This is a genomic window from Bradyrhizobium manausense (assembly GCF_018130615.1).
In the GTDB taxonomy this organism is placed as follows: Bacteria; Pseudomonadota; Alphaproteobacteria; order Rhizobiales; family Xanthobacteraceae; genus Bradyrhizobium; species Bradyrhizobium manausense_A.
In genome coordinates this window covers 147,174-171,519 of record NZ_JAFCKB010000014.1, presented here as the reverse complement: position 1 = coordinate 171,519, position 24,346 = coordinate 147,174, and the positions used below count along the sequence as shown (strand labels likewise).

The 24,346-nt window shown below is 62.0% G+C and carries 25 protein-coding genes; 11 read left to right on the top strand and 14 right to left on the bottom strand.

Features of this window, described 5'->3' with window-relative positions; translation table 11 throughout:
• Positions 1-3 precede the first annotated feature (3 nt).
• Positions 4-1,224 (bottom strand): acyltransferase family protein, encoded by a 1,221-nt coding sequence (locus JQ587_RS24605; RefSeq protein ID WP_349629530.1) that lies wholly within the window; start codon positions 1,222-1,224, stop codon positions 4-6.
• Positions 1,225-1,527: 303 nt separating this feature from the next.
• On the opposite strand from JQ587_RS24605, the gene JQ587_RS24600 reads away from it, so the two are divergent.
• The 3 genes from JQ587_RS24600 (at position 1,528) to JQ587_RS24590 (ending at position 5,087) form a co-directional block, all read left to right on the top strand.
• Complete coding sequence (locus JQ587_RS24600; protein ID WP_212426995.1) at positions 1,528-1,890, top strand: hypothetical protein; 363 nt, start codon at positions 1,528-1,530, stop codon at positions 1,888-1,890.
• A gap of 239 nt (positions 1,891-2,129) precedes the next feature.
• Positions 2,130-2,810 (top strand): hypothetical protein, encoded by a 681-nt coding sequence (locus JQ587_RS24595; RefSeq protein WP_212426994.1) that lies wholly within the window; start codon positions 2,130-2,132, stop codon positions 2,808-2,810.
• A 27-nt stretch (positions 2,811-2,837) separates the two neighbouring features.
• Positions 2,838-5,087 (top strand): polysaccharide biosynthesis tyrosine autokinase, encoded by a 2,250-nt coding sequence (locus JQ587_RS24590; protein WP_212299851.1) that lies wholly within the window; start codon positions 2,838-2,840, stop codon positions 5,085-5,087.
• A gap of 482 nt (positions 5,088-5,569) precedes the next feature.
• Here the strand turns inward: JQ587_RS24590 and JQ587_RS24585 are convergent, their stop codons facing one another.
• Positions 5,570-6,994, bottom strand: coding sequence for an undecaprenyl-phosphate glucose phosphotransferase (locus JQ587_RS24585; RefSeq protein ID WP_212426993.1), 1,425 nt, complete (start codon positions 6,992-6,994; stop codon positions 5,570-5,572).
• 342 nt (positions 6,995-7,336) lie between these two features.
• On the opposite strand from JQ587_RS24585, the gene JQ587_RS24580 reads away from it, so the two are divergent.
• The gene (locus JQ587_RS24580) at positions 7,337-7,615 is read left to right on the top strand and encodes a hypothetical protein (RefSeq protein ID WP_212299853.1); all 279 of its coding nucleotides are present in this window, start codon (positions 7,337-7,339) and stop codon (positions 7,613-7,615) included.
• A gap of 169 nt (positions 7,616-7,784) precedes the next feature.
• Positions 7,785-8,519 carry a metallophosphoesterase family protein gene (locus JQ587_RS24575; protein WP_212299854.1) on the top strand — a complete coding sequence of 245 codons (735 nt, stop codon included), beginning with the start codon at positions 7,785-7,787 and terminating at the stop codon, positions 8,517-8,519.
• A gap of 82 nt (positions 8,520-8,601) precedes the next feature.
• On the opposite strand, the gene JQ587_RS24570 is transcribed toward JQ587_RS24575, so the two are convergent.
• The 3 genes from JQ587_RS24570 to rfbC form a co-directional block, all read right to left on the bottom strand.
• Positions 8,602-9,024, bottom strand: a complete 423-nt coding sequence (locus JQ587_RS24570) for a hypothetical protein (protein ID WP_212299855.1) — start codon at positions 9,022-9,024, stop codon at positions 8,602-8,604.
• Positions 9,025-9,142: 118 nt separating this feature from the next.
• On the bottom strand, positions 9,143-10,039 hold the full coding sequence (gene rfbD / locus JQ587_RS24565) for a dTDP-4-dehydrorhamnose reductase (RefSeq protein ID WP_212426992.1): 897 nt from the start codon (positions 10,037-10,039) through the stop codon (positions 9,143-9,145).
• Position 10,040: 1 nt separating this feature from the next.
• Positions 10,041-10,595 carry a dTDP-4-dehydrorhamnose 3,5-epimerase gene (rfbC, locus tag JQ587_RS24560; protein WP_212299857.1) on the bottom strand — a complete coding sequence of 185 codons (555 nt, stop codon included), beginning with the start codon at positions 10,593-10,595 and terminating at the stop codon, positions 10,041-10,043.
• Positions 10,596-10,680: 85 nt separating this feature from the next.
• Between rfbC and rfbA the strand changes: the two genes are divergently transcribed.
• Both rfbA and rfbB read left to right on the top strand, forming a co-directional pair.
• On the top strand, positions 10,681-11,562 hold the full coding sequence (gene rfbA / locus JQ587_RS24555; RefSeq protein WP_212299858.1) for a glucose-1-phosphate thymidylyltransferase RfbA: 882 nt from the start codon (positions 10,681-10,683) through the stop codon (positions 11,560-11,562).
• 12 nt (positions 11,563-11,574) lie between these two features.
• Positions 11,575-12,639 (top strand): dTDP-glucose 4,6-dehydratase, encoded by a 1,065-nt coding sequence (rfbB, locus tag JQ587_RS24550; RefSeq protein ID WP_212426991.1) that lies wholly within the window; start codon positions 11,575-11,577, stop codon positions 12,637-12,639.
• Positions 12,640-12,717: 78 nt separating this feature from the next.
• On the opposite strand, the gene JQ587_RS24545 is transcribed toward rfbB, so the two are convergent.
• Together JQ587_RS24545 and JQ587_RS24540 are read right to left on the bottom strand one after the other, a co-directional pair.
• A complete protein-coding gene (locus JQ587_RS24545; RefSeq protein ID WP_212426990.1) occupies positions 12,718-12,987 on the bottom strand; it encodes a hypothetical protein in 270 nt (89 codons plus the stop codon).
• A 303-nt stretch (positions 12,988-13,290) separates the two neighbouring features.
• Complete coding sequence (locus JQ587_RS24540) at positions 13,291-13,446, bottom strand: hypothetical protein (RefSeq protein ID WP_212299861.1); 156 nt, start codon at positions 13,444-13,446, stop codon at positions 13,291-13,293.
• Positions 13,447-14,036: 590 nt separating this feature from the next.
• Between JQ587_RS24540 and JQ587_RS24535 the strand changes: the two genes are divergently transcribed.
• The 4 genes from JQ587_RS24535 to JQ587_RS24520 all read left to right on the top strand — a co-directional run bounded on the left by JQ587_RS24535 (position 14,037) and on the right by JQ587_RS24520 (position 17,052).
• Complete coding sequence (locus JQ587_RS24535) at positions 14,037-14,210, top strand: hypothetical protein (protein ID WP_212299862.1); 174 nt, start codon at positions 14,037-14,039, stop codon at positions 14,208-14,210.
• Positions 14,211-14,426: 216 nt separating this feature from the next.
• Positions 14,427-14,678, top strand: coding sequence for a hypothetical protein (locus tag JQ587_RS24530; protein WP_212426989.1), 252 nt, complete (start codon positions 14,427-14,429; stop codon positions 14,676-14,678).
• Between the two features lie 265 nt (positions 14,679-14,943).
• On the top strand, positions 14,944-16,536 hold the full coding sequence (locus tag JQ587_RS24525; protein ID WP_212426988.1) for an EAL domain-containing protein: 1,593 nt from the start codon (positions 14,944-14,946) through the stop codon (positions 16,534-16,536).
• 150 nt (positions 16,537-16,686) lie between these two features.
• Positions 16,687-17,052, top strand: coding sequence for a VanZ family protein (locus JQ587_RS24520; RefSeq protein ID WP_212426986.1), 366 nt, complete (start codon positions 16,687-16,689; stop codon positions 17,050-17,052).
• A 54-nt stretch (positions 17,053-17,106) separates the two neighbouring features.
• Here the strand turns inward: JQ587_RS24520 and JQ587_RS24515 are convergent, their stop codons facing one another.
• The 7 genes from JQ587_RS24515 to JQ587_RS24485 form a co-directional block, all read right to left on the bottom strand.
• Positions 17,107-17,532 carry a CHRD domain-containing protein gene (locus JQ587_RS24515; RefSeq protein WP_433995308.1) on the bottom strand — a complete coding sequence of 142 codons (426 nt, stop codon included), beginning with the start codon at positions 17,530-17,532 and terminating at the stop codon, positions 17,107-17,109.
• Between the two features lie 87 nt (positions 17,533-17,619).
• A complete protein-coding gene (locus JQ587_RS24510; RefSeq protein WP_212426984.1) occupies positions 17,620-17,937 on the bottom strand; it encodes a hypothetical protein in 318 nt (105 codons plus the stop codon).
• Positions 17,938-18,063: 126 nt separating this feature from the next.
• Positions 18,064-18,510 (bottom strand): hypothetical protein, encoded by a 447-nt coding sequence (locus tag JQ587_RS24505; protein ID WP_212426983.1) that lies wholly within the window; start codon positions 18,508-18,510, stop codon positions 18,064-18,066.
• A 151-nt stretch (positions 18,511-18,661) separates the two neighbouring features.
• Positions 18,662-20,383, bottom strand: coding sequence for a methyl-accepting chemotaxis protein (locus tag JQ587_RS24500; RefSeq protein WP_212299868.1), 1,722 nt, complete (start codon positions 20,381-20,383; stop codon positions 18,662-18,664).
• 5 nt (positions 20,384-20,388) lie between these two features.
• Entirely contained in the window at positions 20,389-21,480 is a 1,092-nt protein-coding gene (locus tag JQ587_RS24495) for a protein-glutamate methylesterase/protein-glutamine glutaminase (RefSeq protein ID WP_212426981.1), read from the bottom strand.
• A gap of 17 nt (positions 21,481-21,497) precedes the next feature.
• A complete protein-coding gene (locus tag JQ587_RS24490) occupies positions 21,498-22,352 on the bottom strand; it encodes a CheR family methyltransferase (protein WP_212427006.1) in 855 nt (284 codons plus the stop codon).
• A 135-nt stretch (positions 22,353-22,487) separates the two neighbouring features.
• Positions 22,488-24,293 (bottom strand): methyl-accepting chemotaxis protein, encoded by a 1,806-nt coding sequence (locus tag JQ587_RS24485; RefSeq protein ID WP_212426980.1) that lies wholly within the window; start codon positions 24,291-24,293, stop codon positions 22,488-22,490.
• Between the last annotated feature and the right edge of the window lie 53 nt (positions 24,294-24,346).

Genomic DNA, 24,346 nt, shown 5'->3' with positions numbered 1-24,346 from the left:
TCCTTAGCTCGAAAGGCGTGTCGAGGGCTCGGCCGGCGCCGGCGAATACGCCACCGCTCCGCGGAAGATGTTCCGCACCAGCCTGGACCCGGGCAGTTCGATCCACCGATAGGTCAATTGCGAGAGAGCGAACACGGCGCCGAGCACGATCAGCAGGTTGAGCGTCGGCGCCAGCCCTGGATGGATGGCTTCCAGGTGGGCCACCGCCGGCTTGCCGGCGGCACGGACAAAATACTCGGCGAGCAGCACGACGAAGGCATGGACCATGTAGATCGAGTATGACCGTTGCCCCAGCCACAACAGCGGCCTGACCGTGAGCATGGGGGGAACGACAGCGGCCTTTGGAAACGCCAATAACGAGCCAAGCAGCACGGCAAAGGTTACAGGCGCAAGATAGCTGATCCACGGGTAGGCTTCGGTCAGGGACACATGCGCCACGGCCGCAACTGCGGCCGCAAGTTGAATGGCGCCCTGCAAGGCGGGACTGATGCCGCGTGGCAGTGCCCCGACTGCTTTCGCAGTGAGCACGCCGAGAAAGAAGCTCGTGAAGCAGCGCAGCAGCCCCCAATCAAACTGGACGTCCAGCTGAGGCGTCGCGACCACCGTCGTCAGCACCAACCAGCTGCCGAGCGCCAGCGTGGCGGCGGCGAAGTAGAACCAGGCAAGCGAATTGAGGCGCTGCGCGGCCAGCAGCATCAAGCCGAAGACGAGATAGGTGTAGAATTCGACGCTGATGCTCCAGCTCGGGGCATTCCAATTCAGGTACTGAACGAAGCCGAGCGAGTGCAGCAGGAAGACGTTCAGAAAGAACGAATAGCCGTTGTTGACTTCAAACGCCGCCGGAGCAGTCACGACAACGCCCGCCATCACCAGTCCGAGCCCGATGCGCGCGAGCCGGAACAGCAGCAGCACGAGAAGCATCACGATGTGCAGCGGATAGACGCGCGCGAACCGTCGAACCATGAACTCGCGCAAGGAGAAGCGCCCGAAATCGGTTTGCAGATAGCTCAATGACATCACGATGCCGCTGAGCACGAAGAAAAGATCGACCAGAAATCCGCCGCTGCGGAAGAACGCACAGTCGATCCACGCACGATTTGGAAACGCCGCAAGGAAAGTCGGCATCAGGATCACATGGTGAACGACCACGGTGACCGCGGCTATTCCTCGAATGCTGTCCAGGGGCAGGACATGCGCTTTCTCGCGATGAACCGGCACAGTCACGACAATTTCCTAGCACCCCGCAGCGCAGCATTACTACTGAGCATTCGACGCGAATACAATCTCCGCCGGCATTCGCTGCATGCATTTCGATCGAAGCAGTCGCCCGCACCATAAGCCGTGACGTCACGGTTGATTTGCCGCAGGCAACGCACCCGAACATGACGGTGAAGCGGTCGTTTGCCTGCAGGATGAGCAGCCTGCCCTGTGCAGAACAAGAAGCTCACCACGCAAAACACCTTTGCGTTGATGCTGCTCGCTTTGCGTGTTCGCGAACTGTGGAGTTAACCTGTTCATTCGGCACGAATGTGGCAAAAGCGCTCGCAAGCTCGGGAACTGGAGTACGACGCCAAGCTGCGGTTCTCGGAGTTGATCCTGTGCAAAGCCTCGCGGTTTGCGGCGATTTGGGCGAGCCTGTCTCGGTTTCGTCACACGTTCGTCAACAGAAACACAGTCGCGGCCTTCTTCGAAAGCTGCGCCCTGCTGTTTCTGCGACCATGGCTGCGCTACGACGCGCTCACCAAGCAACCTCAATTGATCGCGATGGGACGGCTACAGACCGCCACTCTCCTTGCGGTTGCAAGTATTCACGACCACAAGGGCACTTGGCGGCGCAGCTTTAGGGCGGAGGCGTGGTGCTGGACATCGGTCGTTGACCGTTCGCCCTGAAATTGCTTCGGCGACGAATCGATGTCGATACAAGTCAGGAACTTCCCGCCTCTGCGTGAGTATAGGCGATCACGGGACTCAAGCTTCGAGAGACGCCATTGTCGTTTGCCTATTCACTGTTCAATCCGGGCGTCTCACCGCTCATCTGCTCATCAGCAAATTCGTTGTGAATTTCAGGGGCTTTCCGACTATGTTTTGCACCGCACAAGAATTTGACATAGTTAAGCGCGACACTCGGTTTGAGCGAAGTCTTGCGCCGAGAAGTCTTGCGCCGATTTGAAATGAACGCGATGAATGGTTTGGCCCTGTCTCAACGACGACGATCTGCCGATCGGCCCATGGGCGGATTCTCGGATGGCTTTCGCGCGGCACTTGCGATCGCAGGGCTGATGCTGGCGTGCGCCGCCAGGCCTTGCGAGGCTCAATGCGTCGAGCAGGGGGAGCGTGTCCCCGCCTCCATTCTGAAGGTCTTCCAGATCGAACCTACGTCGCTGCTGCGCGACCCCACCGTCCGCGGCGATCGCAACAAGCTCACGGGCCGTCTCGCCGCCTACGTCGTAAGCGACATCACAATCCTGCCTGCAGTACGCGATCTCGTCAGCGAATCTTCCAACGTCGAGCGCAATGCGATCGGCATGGCCCTGCGCCGCGCGCAGCTGATCTGTGTGCCTCGCAAGCCCGAGACTGCGCAGAAGATCAGCCAGTTTATTCAGAAACTGGCGGACTCGGCCGTGAGCGCCGGTTACTCCGCCGAGCTCGAGGCCGTCGAATTCAATCCGAATGCGGTGGCGTCCCCGTCGGCTGGAGGCACGCCGGGATCGTCGCCCCAAAAGCCTTCCAGCTCTGCGAACAGCCTCATGACTGGCGAATGGAGTACGGATGTCGGCGATCCGTTTGCTCCTGCGCCGCTCCCCCAATAATTTCACGTCAGGTCGATGAACATTCAGATGTATCAGCCCAGAGAGCAATTCCACGTGCAAGAGAGATCCGCCCTGGAGTTGGCGGGGTCGAGTCTCAGTCTCGAGCGTATCATCGGCATTTTGCGCCGGCAGTGGCCGGTTATCGCTGGGGTCGCCGGCGTCGCGCTGGCGATCTGCCTCGTTTACCTGCTGACGGCCACGCCGATGTATACGGCGAACACGCGCATCCTGATGGACACGCGCCAGACGCAGGTGCTCGACAAGGATAACGGCACGTCCAACGCGCTGATCGACCCCGGCTTCGTCGACAGCCAGGTCGAGATCATCACCTCGGACGATCTGATTCGGTCCGTCGTCCGTCGCATGAACCTGACGGAAGATCCCGAGTTCAACGGCTCGGATCCGGGCCTGCTGCCCGGCATTATCGGAAAGGTCATCGGACTGTTCGGATCGGACGGGCCCTCATCTAAGGAACGCATCGAACGCGGAACGGTCGCCGCAGTTGAGAACAACCTCAAGGTCGAGCGCCTGCTGACGACCTACGTCCTGTCGGCCAGCTTCCGCTCGCGGGACCCCGACAAAGCGGCCCAGATCGCCAACGAGATCGCTGATGCCTATATCGTGGGCGCCCTCGACGCGAAGTACCAGTCCACCAAGCGTGCCAGCGAATGGCTGCAGCAGCGCAGCGCCGAGCTGCGCGAGCAGGCGACCGCCAGCGACCGCGCCGTGCAGACCTTCAAGAGCCAGAACAACATCGTCGGCACCAGCCGCGGCCTGATGAACGAGCAGCAGCTCACCGACGTGAACACGCAGCTCATCCAGGCGCGCGCGGCCACCTCCGAGGCCAAGGCGCGGCTCGACCGCATCGAGGCGATCAGCGACAAGGATATTGCCCAGCCGACGGTCACCGACGCGCTGAACAATCCCGTGATCACCCGCCTGCGCGCTCAATACCTCGATCTGTCGGCGCAGTATTCCGACTGGTCGGCCCGCTATGGCAAGACCCATCAGGCCTCGGTCAATCTCGCCAACCGCATGGAAGAGCTGCGCAAGTCGATCGCGGACGAAGTCAAGCGTATCGGCGATGCCTACCGCAGCGATTATGAAATCGCCAAGAGCCGCGAGACCTCGCTGGAGGAAAACCTCAAGAACCTGGTCAGCCAGGCCGGCAACACCGGACAGGCACAGGTGAAGCTGCGTGATCTGGAAAGCGCTGCCGACACCTACCGCAACCTGTACAACAGCTTCCTGGAGAAGCAGCAGCAGGCAATGCAGAATCAGAGCTTCCCGATCAGCGAATCTCGCATCATCAGCACCGCTGTGAAGCCGGACCGCAAGAGCTCCCCCAAGACCGTACTCTCGCTGATCGGGGCCTTGTTCGGTGGCCTCTGCTTCGGCCTGGGCGCCGCCTTTGCCCGCGAGATGCTGAGCGACGTGCTGCGCTCGCCGATCGAGGTCGAGGACGAAATCGGTGTCAAATGCCTCGGCGTGCTCCCCGCCATCGGGACCAAGGCAATGGGCTTGCCGAAAATACGCGGATCGCGATCGTCCGATGGCGCCCCCGTCGAGGCCAGCGGCCAGCTGTCGCGCTACGTCATCGATCATCCCTTCTCGCGCTATGCCGAGACCATGCGTAACATCAAGGTCTCGATCGATCTCGCCCGCCTGTCGCGGGAGGTGAAGGTCATCGGCATCGTGTCCTCGCTTCCGAAGGAAGGCAAAACCACGGTTTCAGCCAACTTCGCGCACCTCACCGCATTCACCGGCAAGCGCGTGCTGCTGATCGACGGCGACCTTCATACGCGCTCGCTGACCAAGGAGCTCGACCCGACCGCCAAGAGCGGTCTGCTCGAGTCGCTCAAGAATCCGCAGTCGGTCGGCCACCACATCCGGCGCAGCGCAGAGACCGGGCTGGATTTCCTGCCCTCCTTCGCCGTTTCGCGCATGGTGAACTCCGCCGACATCATGGCCTCGAAGGCGATGGCCGACCTCTTGACCTTGCTGCGTAACGAATACGACTACATCGTCATCGATCTTGCGCCGTTGATGCCGGTGACCGATGCCAAGGCCATCAGCCACCTCATGGACGCTTACGTCTATGTCATCGAATGGGGCCGCACGACGCGTACGGCCCTGCAGGAGTCGCTGTCGAGCTCCGAAGGCATTCAGAAGAAGGTGCTGGGCGCCGTTCTCAACGGCGCAAACCCGAAGATGCTGAAGCGCATCGAGGGCTACAAGGGCTCGCACTACAACGCCTACTATGTCGAGGGCGCCTAAGACCGAAGGCGGTACATCTCACGGCTCGCGCTGGTTCGCGCGCGGCGCCAATTATTTGCTGGCGGCCTCTGCCTTGCATGGGCGGTGTCGATCGTCCCAACCCTGTCCGGTCCGACCGTCTCGCGGGGCGCCCGGCAAATCGCCGCCGGCGAGAGCTACGATGCACCTCTGCTGAGGCGCATCGTGACGGAAAACCCGCCCGCGGCTGAGCGCCCGTGCGAACCGAACGGCGATTTCGGGAACTGCTTGTCCTGCAATTGTCGGCCGCCGACATGACCATCCAGGCGGGGATGCGGACGTCGGCGCCGTGCAGCGGGATGAGCAGGAATCCTGTTGGAATGTGCCCCAACCGAGAAGCGCCGGGGTGGCTGGGAGGCCGGCGGCGACTCTCGGCCGCCGCGGGATCAGAACACCTCGCCAGCTCGCCGGTTGATGCCGCAGAAGAATAGCTCTGCCGCCCGACGGACCGAGCTCCGCACCGCTCAGTAGGCTTCCTGATGGACCAGCGCCAGCGCGGTCTTCAGGATGATCCTGATGTCGAGCCAGATGCTCCAATTGCTGACGTACCAGACATCGTATTCAACCCGTTTCTCCATCAGGTCGATGGTCGGCGTCTCGCCACGGAAACCGTTGACCTGGGCCCAACCGGTCAGGCCCGGCTTCATGTGATGCCGATACACGTAGTTGCTGATCAGCTGGTCGTAATAATTGTCATGCGCCAGCGCGTGCGGTCGCGGCCCGACCAGCGACATCTCACCGCGCAGGACATTCCAGAGCTGCGGCAACTCATCGATGCTGGTCCGTCGCAAGACGCGGCCAACGCGGGTGACCCGGGCGTCAGACCTGGTCGCCTGCGTCACGGTGTGGCCGTTCTCGGCCACCGTCATGGACCGAAACTTCCAGATTTGGAATGGCTTGCCGTTGAACCCACGCCGGGACTGCTTGAAGATCACATTCCCGATCGAGTCGAGCTTGATCATGGCCGCAGCCGTCACCAGCAACGGTGCCAGCAGCAACAGGGCAAACGAGGCAAGGCCGATGTCGAGGCAGCGCTTCTGCGCTCGCTCGAACACAGTGAGCGGCGCACGTTGGATTTCGATGGCAACCGTTCCGCTGACGGGTTGGAACGGGCGGGAGACGAGATCGGCGATCGGAAAGTCAGGCAACAGGCGGATCGGCTGGGGAACCACGCGCAAGTGCTGGCTCAGCTTCTGGAGCAGAGGCATTTCGTCCCAGTCGATGACCAGAAGATATTCCTCGACATCGGCCGCACGCGCCTGACTGACGATGTCGCGAATCTCGTGGTCCCACCCCGCGCCTTCTGCGGATGGCCCGAGGACGAAATGCCGCACGACGTTGAAGCCGTGCTTGCGCAGATCCTTGAAACGGCTCGACGTGAAATCGAGCGGCTTCAGGCTGAGCAGCAGGATCTTCCGGTCGACCAGACGGCCTCTGGCGTAGCTTGAGTTCAGCGCTATGCGCCACAGGACCCGGAGCCCGCCCAAGGCAACGCTGCCGGTCGCGGCAAACAGCAACGTGGTTCCGCGCGACAGATCGGCCGACGATTTGAGCAGGAACGCCTCGACCGCGAGAATGGTCAATGAGACGACCCAGATCGCCAGCGTCTTGCGGAGCTGCCAGACCGTGCTCAGGAAGCGATGATGATCATAGACGCCCTGGAAATACGAAATCGTCACAAACACCGCAGCGACGACGAGGCCCGCACCAACCGACGAATCCTGCTCAGCCACGAGCATGCGATACAAACCACTCGCTGCGAAATAGCTGAGCATGAGTGCAAGGAAGTCGCCCGCGATCAGGGCGATCTGGAGGGGGCGTTGGAGGGCTCCACCACGGTTCGAGACAACCGAATAGAAGTTTTCCGAACCGTAAGTTGCTACAGCCATCCGAACCTCGCTGCCTCGTCACGCACTCGCAATCGGAAATTGCAAGCAGTCCATTAAATTTGCGATGCGTCTTGGACAGTGTCTTAACCAAACAAAGCAACATTGCGGCACTGCAACGAAAAAATCAAAACGATTTTTGCAATGCGATACCCGCATACGCGCATGCTCAATGTGCTGTCACACGCGTGACATTCAGCGCAGCATCGCGCCGCGTTTCGCGCCAGATCGCGCTAATTTTACACATCATTGCGCGCACATTTGAACGGTTGCTCAACCCTGTTGCTTAAGCCGCCCTTAGGTCGGCATCGTTCACACTCACGGCTGTTTCGGGGGAGTTGTACCGTGAGTGCCGTCGCCGTTTTGAGTCTGCTGATCGGATCGTTGCTTGGGAGCCGATTCCGGATTTTCGTCCTGCCTCCGATCATTGTTCTCGGTGCCGTGATGATCGGCACCGTCTGCGCACTCTACGGCGAGGGACCGGCTCACGCGGTCGTTACGATCCTGGTCTTTGCTACAGTGCTCCAGCTCGGCTATCTCTGCGGCGCGATCCTCGTCCGCCCTCGCGCAGCGGCGTATCGCACCAAGGCCGCACCGTCTTTCGACAGCCGCGGCTTCAGCTGATCGAAGCCCGGCGTGGCAGATCGACGCCTCATCAAATCGCAGGAGTAATGCAACCGTCGCGCGAGTTGGCGTTCACATTGGCGTGGGCCAAAAAACCACTCTCGCTGACTCGAATTGGTCGATAGCATATTGACATCTCGGGCGAAGCTCTCTCCAAGGGTTGGACCCCATGGTCACGATCCCGACACAGAACTCGCCCCGGCCGAAGCTGCCGAACGGCGTACGGATTTACGCACTCAGCGACATCCACGGCTGCGCGCATCTGCTCGAACAGATGTTCGCCGTCATCGATGCCGACATGGCGAACAGCCGCCCCTATCGCGCGATCGAGGTCTTTCTCGGCGACTACATCGATCGCGGACCGGACTCGCGTCACACCCTGGATCTCCTGATCGACCGCAGCCGCCGCCGCAACACGGTCTTTCTCAAGGGTAATCACGAGGCCTATTTCACCTCGGTGCTGGACGATCCCTCGCGCACCACCGACTGGTTTCAGTTCGGCGGCCTCCAGACCCTGATGTCCTACGGGATCTCGGCGGCCTCCGATCTCAGCAAGGATGAACAATCCGATCTCGTGCGCGAGCTCACGACCGCAATGCCGCCGCAGCACATCGCGTTCCTGCGTCAGTTGCGGCCGACATTCACATGCGGCGACTTCTTCTTCGTGCATGCGGGCGTTCGTCCGGGCATCCCGCTGTCCGAGCAGCGTGAGCAGGATCTGCTCTGGATCAGGGACGAATTTCTCCAGAGCAAGAAACGTTTTGGGAAATACGTCGTGCACGGCCACACGCCCGTGCGCCAGGCCGAGTTGCTCGAGAACCGCGCCAATATCGATACCGGAGCGTATGCCACCGGCAACCTGACGCTGCTGTCTATACAGGGCAACAGCATGCTCGCGATCTAGGTGGCGTTTTCGAGCGAAGTGGATACCGGTTCGCGTCAAGAAAATGCATCAAGACAAAAATCCGTCGCGCCTGCGCGCGCCGTCAGTTGGCCTGGCTTACCGGCGGCCGGTATTCCGGGAATCGGCTGAGCATCGCCGCCTTCAGGAATTTGAAATGGGCGATCGAAGCGCTGAGCTCCTTGAGCCTGCGCTGGCCGTTCAGGATTTCCTTGTCGAACAGATCCTGGTGGTGATTGTCCAGCGCCTCGCGCTCCAGATATTCATCATCACCATTGCCGATTGTCACGGCTGCACGCGCCAGCACGTCTTCCACCCGGCGATTCAGGCCGGATTGCTCGCGCTCCGCCGCATGCAGCGCCTCCTCGATTGCGACCATGATCGCCTCAACGCGCGTGCGATCGGTTTCGGCGTCGCGCTCGGGCGAGCGGGCGCGAAACGTCTGCTCTCCGCCGAAACGATCTTTCAGGAAATTGTGGGTTCGGGCCCGCAAGAAGAGCTGAAACATGCGTGCATTTCCGGTTTCGAGGCGCCAGACCGGAAAATGGGCCCTGGATGGTTAACAAAGGCTAAAGGCCACAGAACGTTATGCTGCGGCGCGGCCCCGTGAGCCGGGCGGAGGACGTTCAGATCGAGGCGTTCAGGGCATCCAGCTCACGATCGAGCGCCTGCTGCCAACTCGGCGGCGTGATGCCGAACCGCTCGCGCAGCCGCGTGAGATCGAGGCGGGAATTGGACGGCCGCTTCGCCTTCACGGGAAATTCGTCCGAACGGATCGGAACAATTTCCTTCACGGCGAACGTAGCGCCCCTCGATTGCAAACCGGCAACGATCGCAGTCGCAAAGCCGTGCCAGCTGGTCTCGCCGGCGCAGACCAGATTGACGACGCCACTTCGTTGCTCGAACGTCTTGCGGAGGTCGTCGTCGCCTTTGGGGAGCATCGCAACCACCGCTTGCGAAATCGCACTGGCTGTCGTCGGCGCACCGACCTGGTCGGCAACGATGCGCAACTCCTCGCGCTCTCCGGCGAGCCGCACGATCGTCTTGAGGAAATTTGCCCCGGTTGCAGCGTACACCCAGGACGTGCGCGCGATCACATGCAGCGCGCCCGCCTCGGCAATGGCCTGGTCGCCCGCGAGCTTGCTTTGGCCATACACGGAGAGTGGCGCCGGCGGACTGTCCTCGCGCCAAGGGCGATCGCCGGAACCGTCGAAGACGTAGTCGGTCGAAAAATGCACCAGCGGCACGCCGCGGGGCGCGGCCCACTCGGCAATTGCCTTGGGAGATTCAGCGTTGATCCGAAACGCGAGCTCTCGCTCGTCTTCCGCGCGGTCGACAGCCGTATAGGCAGCGGGATTGATGATCAGATCCGGCTTGATCGAATCCAGCTTGCCGGCAAGCTCGTCCGGCCGCGACAGATCGAACTGATCCCGCAACGGCGCAACGATATCGGCTCGCTCCCGAAGCATCGGAAGCAGCGCTCCGCCCACCTGCCCCGCAGAACCCGTCAGTAGGATCCTCATGTCAGATCTCCCCGTAGCGCGGGAGATTCTTCACATCTGCGAGCAAGGGCGCATCGGCATCCTTGGGCGACAGTGAGGGATCTGCGAGGCCCCAATCGATACCAATCGCCGGATCGTTCCAGCGCACAGAGATCTCGTCCTTCGGGCTATAGAGCGCGTCGCATTTGTAGAAGAAGTCAGCCGTCTCGGAGAGAACGGCGAAGCCATGCGCGAAGCCGCGAGGAACCCACAATTGCCGCCGGTTGTCCTCATTCAATTCAACCGCCACATGACGGCCAAAATTCGGGCTACCGACGCGCACATCGACGGCCACATCCAGGACCCGGCCGCGAAGCGCCGTGACCAGCTTGCCCTGCGCGCCTGGATTTTGCAGGTGCAGCCCACGCAATACGCCATGACGCGAGCGTGACAGATTGTCTTGGACGAAGGGCTGTGCAACACCGTTCTGCGCGTAGCGCTCGAACTGGTAGGTCTCCAAGAAAAAGCCGCGTTGATCGCCGAATAGCTTCGGCTCGATGATCAGAACTTCGGGCAGGTCTGTCTTGATAACGTTCATTCCAGCGACTTCAGCTCCGTGCGCACAACAATCTTGTGCAGCGCACACTATCTGATATTTTCAAGTTGGTAAACCAGAGGGACCTATGAAGGGAATCATACTCGCTGGCGGAACAGGCTCGCGCCTTTATCCCGTCACGACAGTGGTGTCGAAGCAACTGCTGCCGGTTTTCGACAAGCCGATGATCTACTATCCGCTGTCGACACTGATGCTCGCTGGAATTCGCGACATTCTCATCATCTCGACGCCGCAGGACAAGCCGCTGTTCCAGCGCCTGCTCGGCGACGGATCGGAGATCGGCGTCAACTTTTCTTACGCCACCCAGGAAACCCCGCGCGGTCTTGCCGACGCATTCATCGTCGGTCGCGAATTCGTCGGATCGGATTCCGTCGCCCTGGTTCTCGGCGATAACATCTTCTACGGCCACGGACTTCCGGAAATGCTCGCCAGGGCGGCGACACGCAAGAGCGGCGCCACGATCTTCGGCTACGTCGTCAACGCGCCCGAACAATATGGCGTGGTCGAGCTCGACAATGACGGGCGCGCGCGCTCGATCGAAGAGAAGCCCAAGCATCCGAAGTCGAATGTGGCCGTGACCGGCCTCTATTTCTACGACAACAGCGTGGTCGACATCGCCGCGGGAATCAAACCGTCGGCGCGTGGCGAAATCGAGATCACCGACGTGAATAACGCTTACCTCGCCCGCGGCGATCTGTTCGTCGAAGTGCTCGGGCGCGGCTTTGCATGGCTCGACACCGGCACCCACGCCTCGCTGGTCGAAGCCAGCCATTTCGTTCAGATCCTGGAGCAGCGCCAGGGGTTGCGCATCGCCTGCCCCGAGGAAATCGCCTTGCGACGCGGCTACATCTCTCTCGAAGCCTTCAAGAAGGTGGCCGAGAAGACCGCCAAGAGCAGCTACGGCGAATATCTGCAATCGGTGGCCCGTTCCTTCGCCGCTCAAGACTGAGGCATATCATCCATGCGTTTCGAAGGCTCCACGATTTTCGTCACGGGCGGTGCGGGTTTCATTGGTTCCGCGGTCGTCCGTCATCTGCTCCGCGACACGCATGCGCGCGTGGTCAACATCGACAAGCTGACCTATGCGGCAAATCTCGAGTCACTCCCTGGCGCCGAGGCAAACCCGCGTTATGCATTCGAGAAGCAATGCATTTGCGAGGCTACCTCGCTGCGCAAGCTGTTCGAGAAGTACCAGCCCGCCGCGGTGATGAATCTGGCGGCCGAGAGCCATGTCGACCGCTCGATCGACGGCCCCGGCGAATTCATCCAGACCAACATCGTCGGCACCTTCACGCTGCTGCAGGAAGCGCTGCGATACTGGAGAGCTCTGCCCCCCGACCGCCGTTCCAAATTCCGCTTCCTCCACATCTCCACCGACGAGGTGTTCGGATCGCTCGGCAAGGACGGCTATTTCACCGAGACCACGTCCTACTCACCGAACTCGCCCTATTCGGCGAGCAAGGCGTCGTCCGACCACCTGGTCCGCGCCTGGCGCGAGACCTACGACCTTCCGACCATGGTGACGAACTGCTCGAACAATTACGGGCCGTATCACTTTCCCGAGAAGCTCATTCCCCACATCATCATCAAGGGTCTCGCCGAAGAGTCGCTGCCGGTTTACGGCGACGGCCAGAATATCCGCGACTGGCTCTACGTCGAGGATCACGCCAAGGCACTCACACTGGTGCTCGAACGCGGCGCGGTCGGCGAGACTTATAATGTCGGCGGCCGGAACGAGCGCACCAATTTGCATGTCGTGGAAAGCATCTGCGACCTGCTGGACGGGATGTCGCCGCGCGCGGCCGGCCCGCGGCGCGGCCTCATCTCGTTCGTCGCCGACCGCCCCGGTCATGATCGCCGCTATGCCATCGATGCTTCGAAGCTCGAGCGCGAGCTCGGATGGCGCGCCGACGAAAATTTCGAGAGCGGCCTGGCCAAAACGGTTCGCTGGTTCTTCGACAATCGGCAATGGTGGCAAGCCATTCTCGATCGCGGCTATCAGCAGAAGCGCATCGGCCTCGGATAGCGGGTCGATCCTCCCTTCGCGACGGCTGCCGTCTTGCACAAGGGCGACGGCAGCCTGACCGCATCGGTCCGCAAGAAACTAAAGATAGGGCTGATCGACGCGGCTCCGCGCCATCCAGACCTTCCACGCATCTTCATGCTTGGCGTATAGCTCCAGCCAGCGCTGCTCACCCGGGGCAGGTTGAGACCCGCGCTCGATCCAGATTGCTCCGGCGCGACCGTCATCCGGCTCGCTGTCGAGCCGCTCGAACTCGAAGGTCTCCTCCGGCGTAAGACCGATCAGAACACGCCGGCCGACTGCATCGACAAAATATCGCCGTGGCGCATTATTGTTCCTGATGCTCGTCATGGCGCACCTCTTTCGCGATCCAGGGGCGGCACGGATCAACAGGACACGCCCGCAAGAACCATGCGCAACCAAATGGGGACGTGCGTGGGGAACAATGACCGGCGCGGTCTGACCTTGCCGGATATGGTTACTGTCGCACCGCGCAGCGCTCGGCTGCCCCACTCAGAATGCACGGCCGTCGCAATTCGCGACGCGAACATTCTCATCTTCGAGTTGTGTCGAGATCATGATGGCGTTCGCTGATTTTGTCGTCACAGGTGGGAATTTTTGGGCAGCAGCGTGCTGCCGTCCTGATCGTTCGCATCAACTGACCAGCCAGAAGAAGAATTTCACCGACAGCAGGATGACGAAATAAGCCCATCCCACCATCGCGATCAGCGCAACACCGAGAAAGACACCTTCGAATGCCCGCTCTCTCATCTTCGCTAGAGGCTTGGCAGACAGCGTTTTTTGAAGCATCTCGATCTTCTTCTATTCGTATCGTTCGCACGATCATAGCCGAACGAATTCGACGATCTCGTGACGGATGCAGGCGAGATGCGCCTGGTGTGCGCGCAAGCTCCGTCACGACATCGATCTTCAACGATTTTTGAATCGGCGCGGCGCGCAGCACCCGGCAACGGAACAAATTTTCCGATGATGCGTTCGATCAGAGCTCGACCTGATTCGATGATTTGCAATCTTGACGTGAAACACCCGGATGACGGCATGAGAGGATTTTTCAAGCGGGCTTGCCCGGTCACGGGACGATGCTGCGCAGCCTGACGCGGCTGCGCAGCATCAGGTCGGAGAGTGGCGATCATCGCCGCTCGGCTCGATATCGAGAAAAACCCCGGAATTATACGGAGCGTCAGCGGCTGATTTCGTCGCGGTAAGGTTGAGCAGTTAGCTTAATCCGCGTTGTTTGTTGCGAAGTCTCGCCGATCGCATATCCATCTCTGCACCGGGCTTCCCCCAAGGGCCCGGCCCCACCCAAGCAAAGCCGTCGAGCGACATGGGTCCGCTTGGCGGCTTTGTCGTTGTGTCGATGCAAGAGGATCATTTCGGTTATGGCGCGGAAGCCCTGGTCGTTCAAGGAAGACCGCCGGCTCATGGAGCTGGCCAAGTCTTCGACGTCGCTGGAGGAAGCGGCGAAGCAACTCGGGCGATCGCCCGACGCGATCAAGCGCATGGCCTTGCGTCTCGGCCTGGCGCTGAAATCGAAGGCCACCAAGAAGAGCTAGCGCGCGCCCGCACAGGGTGAGCGGCGTTCGCGGACGATTGCCGTCGGCACTGGCCGGATACAACCGCGCGAAGCGACGTAGTCCGGGCGCTACGGCGCCCTCGCTCTCTCCACGTATGGATGTTAGACTATCCAACCGAACGTCGGCTGTTGCTCGCCAAGGGCGATCGCTCGATAGCCTTGGTATCCGACCGATCATTTGTGGGAGGATTGCACCATGTTGGCCCGCGCTCTTGCCCTAATTGTCCTCCTGGCCCTGCCTTCGATGGCGTCGGCGCAAGTTCCCGTGCATTTCGGATTTCCGAAGGGTGCGCCCTGGTGTGCGTTTGGCTTCGATTGCAGATTCCTGAACTTCCGCGAATGCGCGGGCAGGATCTACGATCCCGCACGCAACTGCCTCAAGAATCCCTACTTCGCGGCCCGCTATCCCACCGATGTAGACAAGGGCTGGTCCTACAATCGGCGGTGAACGGGCGGAGCCCCGAGCGGCCATGTGCTGAGGGGAGAGCCTGGCGCCTGCGCCGGCGGGCGAGCCTGCCGATAAGAGGAACTTGCGCGGCATAGCCCGCCTCGACCAGCGGAACTCTCGGCCCGCCCCAGTGCTGTTCCCCGGGGACGTGGAGACCGATCATCCTGAACATCAGGTCAAACGATCGCATGCGATCTCCTTAAACCCTATCTTAGCGCCTCCCAGGCTAGGGTGCCGCCACCCTTTGTTAACTTCCGCGGGCCGGATGACAGCAGCACGGCCGAGACTCTCATTGGCGGCGCTCGTGCTTGCGGGCATGGCAGCGTTCGCGCTCGCCGGTCACATCGCGGCGACGCGGTTCATCCACGATCAGCAGACGCGCCAGCTCGACGAGCTGACCGAAGTCGTGCTGCGCCGGTCCGAATTCGCCGTTGATTTCGCAACCACAAGCCTCGACGAGCTGGCCGGCCGCGGGCTCGCGACATGCGCGCCCGCCTCGCTCCAGGCGATCCGTCTGCATGTTTATCAACGCTCCGCCGTCAAAGACGTCCGCCTCGTCAATTCCGACGGCTCGGTGATCTGCTCGGCCTATTCCGAGACCCTCGAATTCGACAAGGGCTGGGTCAACCGGACGGACATGCTTGCATCGCGCGATTCGAAGCTGATGCTGTTCCGCGTCGAGCAGTTCGGCGGCGATGCACTCGGCGTGCTCAGGGACATCGGCGACAACAAGGCGCTGGTCGCCATTCTCGGCATCAACTCCAGCCTGTTCGACATCATGCCGGCCGAGCTGCGCGCTCATGGCGAAGTGTTGCTTGCGCTGAAGAACGGCGCACAGCTCGGCGAGTTCGCACTCGATGCCGGCAAGGCGCTGCTGCATCCGATCGACTTCGAGAAAAGCTCGGCGCGCTATCCGCTGCGCGCGGTCATCCGCATCGACAAATCGGTGCTGTCGACGTGGAACAGCGAAGCCTATTGGCCTGCGATGGCGGTCTCGCTCGCGCTCGGCTTGCTGTTCGGTGTCCTGCTGTCGCGGACCCGGCGCACGGAGGGCCCCGTCGCGGATCTCGACCGAGCGCTGGCGCGTGGCGAGTTCAAGCCCTACTTCCAGCCGATCTTCGATCTTCGCACCTCCGAGATCCGAGGCTGTGAGATCCTCGCACGTTGGTTGCGCGAAGACGGCACTGTGGTTCCGCCGATGAATTTCATTCCGCTCGCGGAATCCAGCGGACGAATCGAAGCCATGACCTGGCAGTTGCTCGGCCGCGCCTTGGCCGACCTCCAGCCGCTGCTCAAGGCCGACAAGGATTTCAAGCTCTCGCTCAATGTCGTGCCGAGGCACATCCTCGGCGCCGGCTTCGTCGAAACGCTCCGCAGCACCGTCGCTGCGGCACGGGTTTCGGCACGCCAGATCGTGATCGAGGTGACCGAGCGCGACGAGCTCGACGATCTGGCGCGCGCCGCAGCTGTGGTTGCCGAGCTGCGCGACTACGGCTTCCGTATCGCGATCGACGATGTCGGCGTCGGCCATAGCGGGCTGTCGCGGCTGAAGGGGCTCGGTGCCAACACGATCAAGATCGACAAGTTCTTCGTCGATACCATCGCGGTGGACGCCTCGACCACGACGATCGTGGAGATGCTGGTGGCGCTCGCCAGGGACTTCCACATGACCGTTGTCGCGGAAGGCGTCGAAACCGAGGATCAGGTCCGCGCCCTGATCGCGTGCGGCGTCGAAGAGGGCCAGGGCTATCTCGTCGCTGCGCCGCTGCCCTTCGCGAAATTCAGCGAATTGATGGCGGCGCGGCGTGGAGCGACCTCGCTCGCAGCTCCGACACGAGACACTGCACGGGTGGCCTGACCGGCCGTTGACCCGAATTCGAACAGCCGTAATCCCGACCTGCCCCGCTGCGAACCAACGGTCATGAACGCGTCGTCGACGATGTACGCTCCTTAACGATGTTCTCCGCTTTTGAAAGCGGCGCGCCGGTCGACCGGCTATGATCCGGCGATGCGCCGAAACCACCTCATCGCAGCTGCGGCCGTCTGCCTTGCGCTGATCGTCTATGCCACGCTTGCCACGCTTGCGGGCAGGCCGGTGCTGATGGGCCATGCCGAGGCGTATTGGGTCGTCGTCATCGAGCGCTTCAGCGCCTATTGCCTGCTCGGCTTCCTGCTGTCCTTCCTGCTGCCGGGACGCTTCAAGCTGGCTTGCGCATTCGTGATTGCAGTCGCGATCGGCCTCGAGGCGTTGCAGGCGATCGTGCCCGACCGCGATCCGGGGGTCCTCGACGTGCTGCAAAAGGCGTCCGGCGGCATCCTCGGCATCATCCTCGCCCAGACCGTTCTGGCTTTCCTGCCCAGGCCGCCGTCCTGACCCGCGTAGAGTCAGCCGACATCGCAGGCGCGATGTGCAGCTTGGTCCAATAGATTACTTTGCCATCTGCCCGCGCAGCTCGCCGCCTGGATTGGCCGCGGTATGAATGTTCGCATACCATTTGCCGGCCAGGAGATCGGCAGCCTGCGTATCGGTGAGGGTCGCCGTGCCCTGGATCGGGCTCTGCGTCGACTTGAACGGCAGCGCGATGCCGGCGTTCTTGCCGGCCTCGCTCGGTCCATGGAAATGCGCTCCAAGCGCGGGGCCGGTCAGATCCGCGTAGGTGACCGTGTAAGTCAGGACTTTCGTATTGGTGTCGAAAGCCGCCTCGGCCTTGCCGGAGCCGGAACTCGCATTGGGCGGCACCTCGTTGCTGCCCCTGAGTTCCGCTTGGAGCTTGACCACTTCAGCACTGGCCGCCGTCGCGAGAAGAAGCGGGAGCGCAAAAACCATCGCACCCGCCAGGCACACGGCTCTCATCATGGCAACCTCCCAGCCCGGATCCCGTTGGTTTCGACCCGTTCCGGTGTGAAACACCAAGGGGCGCGGTAAATTCCGGTTGAACGATTATGCCTGATTCGAACCGAGCCGACTGCTGCCGGAGCGTCGAACTGGCGCCATGCCGCGCCGCTCCTGATCGGAGGCGACGGACATCTGCCGGTGCGTTTCTCGCAGTGCCGTGATCGCGTCATCAAGACCGAATTCGGCTTCACGAATGGTCTCGAAGAACCGGGTCATCAAGGCGAAATCCAACTTGACACGGGTGTTGCCATCGCGGCTTTTGCGGCGATCGAGTAACCGATGCAGCGCCTGCGTCCTGGCTTCGGCGGCACTACAGCCAGTAAGCGCCGCGAGTTCGTCATATGTCATCCAGATCTGAGGCATATCCCTGTCCGCCTTTTGTTATGGGCCTCAACCTAGATTTCACATCTAAAAGCACTCTTGCCGCGGTGCGGCCGCCGCATGCTTTCGCGACAACAACGTCAACGCAAAGCTAAGGCGCGGGAAACATCAGGACGCAGGAGGCCTGGAGGGCGTGAACGGTGCTCGCGGCCGCGACCGGCTGTCGGGCCCCCTGGGCAATTTGTCGGCATTGAGCTTCACGATCGCGCATTTGGCGTCGGCCGGCAGCACCTCTTCCTGGCTATAGATCAGCGTGCACTCGAATCCGACCTCGGGCGCCTCCCTCGCCGTCCCCGAACATGTCGCCATCGCGCCGCTGCAGACGCCGGAGAGATCGACCTCGACCTCGTCAGGACCGAATACGCTCGGATTGCCCTCGGTATGCCGTTTCACGGTAAGGACAGCCGTGAAGCGTTGCTGATTGACCTGATAGAAGCCGCCATAAGTGAAGAAGGTGTCGCGGCCCGTGATCTGCCCATCGACCAACTCCACGAGGCCCGTGCCCTGACCGCGCGCGGTCCGGAACCAGGCAGCGTATTTGCCGTCTCTCAGCATGAAGACATCCACCGTAAAAATTTCAAATGTATTTGCAACCAACTCTGGGGCGCGACAATGACCGACGCGGCGCGTATTCCGCCACGGTTAACGCCCTGCAAAATCAATCCGTCAAATTGCCGTCGCCGCATGCGCGACTTCGGCGGCGGGATCAGAACAGTTCTATCCCGTCATCCGCCGCCTCGATCACCTCGGCCCGGCGGGCGGCAGCGGTCGACGAAAGCCCGAGAGATTGCAAAAACTCCCGGTGGACATCGCGCTCGCGCTCCATGGTGTAACGCGCGAACAGATCGTCGAGCAGCACCTCGTCTTGTGGCTGCGGACGATGCGCGCCTGCGCTTACGGTCTCGAGGCGCGCAGCGACGGCGGGCAGCGTCGCAGAGCTCTCGCCGAGCGAGCTCATCAGACCTTGCGCCGAATTCATCAGCCCCTCGAACTCGGCACCTTCGTCGACGAGCCGGCTCATCAGCTTGCCGAGCCGTTCATTGCCGGCCTCGACCTCGCGCAGCGCCTGAAGGATCTGCGGCTCGAGGTTAGCAAGCTGGGTAGGATCGCCCTGAACGCGGAGCTCCTTCAATTCGTTGGCGGACCGCTCGATGCCATCGAGCACTGGCCGCAAGCGCCCGGCGCCGGCCGAAACCTGGTCGGCGGTCGCCTTGAGCTCGTTGGCGATGACGACGAAGGCGCTGCCGCGACTGCCGAGATGGCTCGCCTTGAGGCCCGCATTCATGCCGATCAGCGTGATATCGACCGAGGCTTCGGCCAGGCCCGCAATGGCCTGGCGGAATTTCGCCAGCGTCTCCTCGACGACCGCCAGCGCCTCGTCGACCGCGTGGCCGCCGTTCTCGCAAGTGGCGATCAGGGTCGAGGCCTGGGCCAGCGTCTGCTTGATGCGGGTGAGGAACGACGACGAGGAGCCGTTCTCGCCGCCAAACAGCGAGCGGCCGTGACCGACGACGCTCCCCGCATCATGCAGGATCGCCGACAGCGCCCGGATGATCTGGTCGATATCGCCGCCGAACTCGCGCTGGGCGTCCCTGAGCTGGGTCGCCTGCAGCCGGCGGATCGCATGCGCGCCGTCTTCGCTCGCGGTCGTCCCCGGAACCAGACTTGGCTCCGGGCCGGAGGAAAGACGCAGACCATGACAGACATGTTCGAGCCGTTGCCGCGTGCTATCACCAGCCTGCAACGAAATGATCGCGCTGCCGACCGCCTCGGCGATCTTCCGCGTGCTGCCGCTTGCGAGATCGGCGAGATGGCTGCTCTTGCTGCGCTGGTCGCGCAGGCCGGAATAGGCCGCACCGAGTTCGGCGCTCTCTGCGACCAGCTGATCGCCGTAGCGACTCTCGAACTCCTTCTGCCGGCCGGATGCGGTGGCGACCGCCTCCGACAGACGCTGTTGGTCCCGCGCGCAGCCCTCAATCGAGCCCTGCACGGCCTTGCCAAGGTCGTAGGCTTCCTGTGTGAAGGCGAGAAAGCCCTCGCGATCGCCCTCGAGCGACGCCGCCTCGATCCGCGCACTGCGCGCGATGATGGTGATCATCTGGATATGCTTGAACAGCGACTTCAACAGCGCGGACGCCTCGGTCGTGCTCTTGCCGATCATCGCGAGCAGCGCGCTCTCGGCCGGCAGTGCCTGCGCCAGCTCACTCAGCCGCGCCGCGATCTCCTGCAGCGCGGTTGCGGCGCCCTCGATCTCGGCGCCGGAGAGCTCCCCGGAAAGAGACGCGAGACCCAGATTCAGCTCCTTGAAGATGATGTGGCCGCGACCGAGCTCGTGGCCGACGCGCGCAAACACGTCCTCGATGCGCGACGAGACGGCCTCGACCGCGGCGATCGCATCCGTCAAATTGCCGGCAGAAGGAGCAGTCATCGCGATCAACCCGCCGTCGCCGCGTGCCCAGCCTGATACCAGTGCATGATCTCGCGCGGAATGTGGTGCAGCGCGACCACCTTCTCGACTCCACCATGAGCGATGGCTTCCTTGGGCATGCCGAACACCACGCAGCTCTCCTCGTCCTGCGCCCGGGTCGAGGCGCCGAGCTTACGCATCTCCAGCATGCCGCGTGCGCCGTCGTCGCCCATGCCGGTCATGATGACCCCGAGCGCGTTGGCGCCGGCATGCTGGGCCGCGGAGCGAAACAACACGTCGACGGAGGGCCGATGCCGCGACACCGGCGGGCCATCCTTGATCGCGACCTGATAGCGCAGGCCGATGCGTTGGAGCAGCATGTGGCGGGCGCCCGGCGCGATGTACGCGCAGCCCGGCAATACCGGCTCACGATCCTCCGCCTCCTTGACGCGGATCTGGCAAATGCTGTCGAGCCGCTTGGCGAAAGCAGCCGTGAAGCCCGCCGGCATATGCTGCACGATCAGAATGGGCGGACAATTCGCCGGCAGCATCTCGAGGACGTCGTTCAGCGCTTCCGTGCCCCCGGTCGATGCACCGATGCATACGATGCCCTCGGTCGCCGGCCTGATCTTTCCCTGCACTGGAGGGGGGATGATGGCGTCGGCTGTCAGCTTCTTCTCGATCACTCGCCGTTCCGTGCGCGGCCGCACACGCGCGCGCGCTGCCGACTTCACGGATTCACGCAGCCGGGTGGAGCACTCGAGCAACGCCTGTCTCGTGTCGATCTTCGGTTTCGGCACGATGTCGACTGCGCCGGCCTCGAATGCCTCGAACATCACGTTCGAGCCTTCCTCGGTGAGCGAGGAACATATGATCACTGGGATCGGACGCTGCGCCATGATCTTCCGCAGGAACGTCATGCCGTCCATGCGCGGCATCTCGAGATCGAGAATCATGACATCGGGGATTTCGTCCTGGAGACGCCGCGCCGCCACGAACGGATCGGACGCCGTCGCCATCACCTCGATGTCGGGATCATCGTTGAGGATCGTCTGAAGGATTTGGCGCACCGACGCCGAATCGTCCACGATCAGTACGCGAACTTTCTCCCTCGGCATGATGAATGTGCTCCCGATCAGACCTGGAAAATGGTCGGCTGAACTTGCTTCAGCCCTGGAACGGCACTGTGAACCATCGACTCGGAATGTCCTACCAGCAGATATCCTCCCGGCCGCAGGTGACTGCAAAGCCTTTCGACGACCTTTCGTTGCGTCGGCTTGTCGAAATAGATCAGCACATTGCGGCAGAAGATCAGGTCGACGTCCCGGTCGACGGGATAGGACGGATCCATGAGGTTCATCCGCATGAAATGCGTCATGCGTCGCAATTCCGGTACTATCCGCACCTCGCCACGCAACTTGTCGCGTGAGGACAGGAAATATCGCTTCACGAACGGCTCCGGCACGGGCGCCAGCACGTCACGGGTGTAGATCGCGGTCTTGGCGAGGCGCAGCACCGCAGTCGAGATGTCGGTCCCGAGGATGCGATACTGAAACCGAGATCCGTTCCGCGTCATATCGTCCAGCACCATGGCGATGGTGTAGGCTTCCATGCCGGTCGAGCTCGCCGAGCTCCAGAACTTCAGATCCGCATTCTTGCTTCCATGCGACTTGAGCAGCGCCGGAATCGCGATCTCCCGCATGAAGTCGAAGTGCTGCGGCTCGCGGAAGAAGTCGGTCTTGTTGGTCGTCACCACATCGATCAGATGGGTGAGTTCAGCCTCGAAATGATCGGCCTCGAACAGGTTGTCGACATATTCGTTCAGGTCGGAGAAATTGAGCGCACGCACGCGCTTGTGCAGGCGTCCTTCCAACATCAACCGCTTGCCCTGCGGCAGCTTGATGCCGACCTGACCTTCGATCAGTTCGGCGATGGTCCGAAAATGACGGTCCGATAGATGCACAGCCGCATCCTGCACGGCGGGCATCACGGCCGCCAACCCCGGCCTCGAAGGCCCGCATGCAGGGAATGTCGGGCCAAACGGGCCATCTTGAGTCCTACGCGTTCACTTGACAGCAGAAGACAGATAGGCCCGCCTCCGAGGCGGACCTATCCCAGAAAACTCTCAACGCTGAAAATCGGCGTCCCGATCATCCTCGCCGTCGTTCATATCGAAAGCAAAGCCGCCAGCACCGGCGACCTTCATCGCACGTGCCGGCTTGGCCTGCGGTTTCTTGGCGGGACGCTCGGCCGCCGCCATGGTCGCAGCCTTGGCGCGGAGCTGATTGACGGCCCGGTCGATCGGCGCCGGCGTTTGACTCCTGCCGCCCTGCTCGATGCGGAAATAGGCGATCGTCGACTGAAGCTGCTCAGCCTGCGAGGCGAGTTCCTCCGAGGTCGAGGACACCTGCTCGGAGGCACTGGCGTTCTGCTGACCGACCTTATCGAGCTGCTGGATCGCCTGGTTGATCTGAGCGGAGCCGACGTCCTGCTCACGGCAGGCCGCGGTGATCTCCTCGACGAGCTCTGCCGTCCTCTTGATATCGGGAACGAGCTTGGACAGCATGGAGCCTGCTTCCTGCGCCACTTTGACGGTGTCGGCTGACAGCGTGCCGATCTCGGCGGCAGCTGCCTGGCTACGCTCGGCAAGTTTTCGGACCTCGGAGGCGACCACGGCAAAACCCTTGCCGTGCTCGCCGGCGCGCGCGGCCTCGACCGCCGCGTTGAGCGCGAGCAGATCGGTCTGGCGCGCGATCTCCTGCACGATGGTGATCTTCTCTGCGATGGTCTGCATCGCGTTGACGGCGCGGCCGACCGCTGCACCGCTGGCTTCGGCGTCCTTGGCCGATTGCGCCGCGATCTTCTCGGTCTGGTTGGCGTTGTCGGCATTCTGCTTCACGTTCGAGGCCATCTCCTCCATCGAGGACGACGCCTCCTCGGCCGACGAAGCCTGCTCGGTCGCCCCCTGTGAAAGCTGCTCGGCGCTGGCGGACAGCTCCTGGCTGCCCGCGGAGACATTCTGTGCCGCCGTCAGGGCTTCCGAGACGATCTGGCGGAGCTTCACCACCATGCGCTCGAGCGCGAGACCGAGCGTATCCTTGTCCGACAGCGGCTTGGCTTCAACCATGAGATTGCCCTGTGCGATCTCGTTGGCGAGGGCAGCCGTCTGGTTCAGATTCACCGTCATCGTATTCAGTGACTTGATCAGGTCGCCGATCTCGTCATTGCTGGATGAATCGATCTTGTGGCTGAGATCGCCGACCGCGACAGCGTCGGCCAGTCCGACGGCAAGCGCCAGCGCGCGGCTGATATTGAGCGCGATCCAGAACGCGGCCGCCGCGGCAATCACAAGGGACAGGCCGACCAGCGCAAGCAGCATGGTGATCGCCCGGCTGCCTTCCAGCCGAGCCTCAGCGCTCTCCTCGGCCATCGCCTTCTTGACGTAGCTGATGTAGTCGTTCGCGGCATTGAGGGCCTGCGTCGTCGTCTTCAGGCCCTGATTCATCGAATGTTCGGCGGCTTTCACCTTATCCTGCTTGGCCATCCTGATGGTTTCGTCCTGCACCGTGTTCGACGCGGTATAGGCGACGGCAAATGCATCGATCATCTTCCTGCCGGCTTCACTCGCACCGGCATAGGTCTCGTCCTTGACCTTCAGCGCCGTTTCGCGAAGCTGCATGATCTGGCCGATGAACTTATCCTGGTCGGCCTCGGTCGCGGCAAGAATCGTGTTTTTCTCGGCCCGTACCTGGAGAAGAACGCTTTGCTGCAACTCGGAGACTTTGGCCAGACGGGCCGCGCGCGCCGACAGGTGCTCGGCCGTGTTGACGGTGTCGCTAAGCTTCAGGTAGGCGACGGCACCCGCAATCATCGAGAGCAGGATGACGACGCCAAACGCGCTGGCGAGCTTTGCCTTGACAGTGAATCTCATGGTCGATCTCGTCGGTTCGAATTACGGGTACTTATCGGCAACGCGTCACGCAT

Bases quoted from the DNA above. Each gene is read 5' to 3' on its own strand.
- JQ587_RS24570 (WP_212299855.1), bottom strand. From the start codon at position 9,024: ATGTTTCAGCTCTTCTTGCGGGCCCGAACCCACAATTTCCTGAAAGAT.
- JQ587_RS24600 (WP_212426995.1), top strand. From the start codon at position 1,528: ATGTGGCAAAAGCGCTCGCAAGCTCGGGAACTGGAGTACGACGCCAAG.
- JQ587_RS24575 (WP_212299854.1), top strand. From the start codon at position 7,785: ATGGTCACGATCCCGACACAGAACTCGCCCCGGCCGAAGCTGCCGAAC.
- JQ587_RS24505 (WP_212426983.1), bottom strand. From the start codon at position 18,510: ATGCTGAGAGACGGCAAATACGCTGCCTGGTTCCGGACCGCGCGCGGT.
- JQ587_RS24525 (WP_212426988.1), top strand. From the start codon at position 14,944: ATGACAGCAGCACGGCCGAGACTCTCATTGGCGGCGCTCGTGCTTGCG.
- JQ587_RS24520 (WP_212426986.1), top strand. From the start codon at position 16,687: ATGCGCCGAAACCACCTCATCGCAGCTGCGGCCGTCTGCCTTGCGCTG.
- rfbC (WP_212299857.1), bottom strand. From the start codon at position 10,595: ATGAACGTTATCAAGACAGACCTGCCCGAAGTTCTGATCATCGAGCCG.
- JQ587_RS24515 (WP_433995308.1), bottom strand. From the start codon at position 17,532: ATGAGAGCCGTGTGCCTGGCGGGTGCGATGGTTTTTGCGCTCCCGCTT.
- JQ587_RS24590 (WP_212299851.1), top strand. From the start codon at position 2,838: ATGTATCAGCCCAGAGAGCAATTCCACGTGCAAGAGAGATCCGCCCTG.
- rfbB (WP_212426991.1), top strand. From the start codon at position 11,575: ATGCGTTTCGAAGGCTCCACGATTTTCGTCACGGGCGGTGCGGGTTTC.
- JQ587_RS24585 (WP_212426993.1), bottom strand. From the start codon at position 6,994: ATGGCTGTAGCAACTTACGGTTCGGAAAACTTCTATTCGGTTGTCTCG.
- JQ587_RS24545 (WP_212426990.1), bottom strand. From the start codon at position 12,987: ATGACGAGCATCAGGAACAATAATGCGCCACGGCGATATTTTGTCGAT.
- JQ587_RS24510 (WP_212426984.1), bottom strand. From the start codon at position 17,937: ATGCCTCAGATCTGGATGACATATGACGAACTCGCGGCGCTTACTGGC.
- rfbD (WP_212426992.1), bottom strand. From the start codon at position 10,039: ATGAGGATCCTACTGACGGGTTCTGCGGGGCAGGTGGGCGGAGCGCTG.
- rfbA (WP_212299858.1), top strand. From the start codon at position 10,681: ATGAAGGGAATCATACTCGCTGGCGGAACAGGCTCGCGCCTTTATCCC.
- JQ587_RS24485 (WP_212426980.1), bottom strand. From the start codon at position 24,293: ATGAGATTCACTGTCAAGGCAAAGCTCGCCAGCGCGTTTGGCGTCGTC.
- JQ587_RS24500 (WP_212299868.1), bottom strand. From the start codon at position 20,383: ATGACTGCTCCTTCTGCCGGCAATTTGACGGATGCGATCGCCGCGGTC.
- JQ587_RS24540 (WP_212299861.1), bottom strand. From the start codon at position 13,446: ATGCTTCAAAAAACGCTGTCTGCCAAGCCTCTAGCGAAGATGAGAGAG.
- JQ587_RS24535 (WP_212299862.1), top strand. From the start codon at position 14,037: ATGGCGCGGAAGCCCTGGTCGTTCAAGGAAGACCGCCGGCTCATGGAG.
- JQ587_RS24495 (WP_212426981.1), bottom strand. From the start codon at position 21,480: ATGCCGAGGGAGAAAGTTCGCGTACTGATCGTGGACGATTCGGCGTCG.
- JQ587_RS24530 (WP_212426989.1), top strand. From the start codon at position 14,427: ATGTTGGCCCGCGCTCTTGCCCTAATTGTCCTCCTGGCCCTGCCTTCG.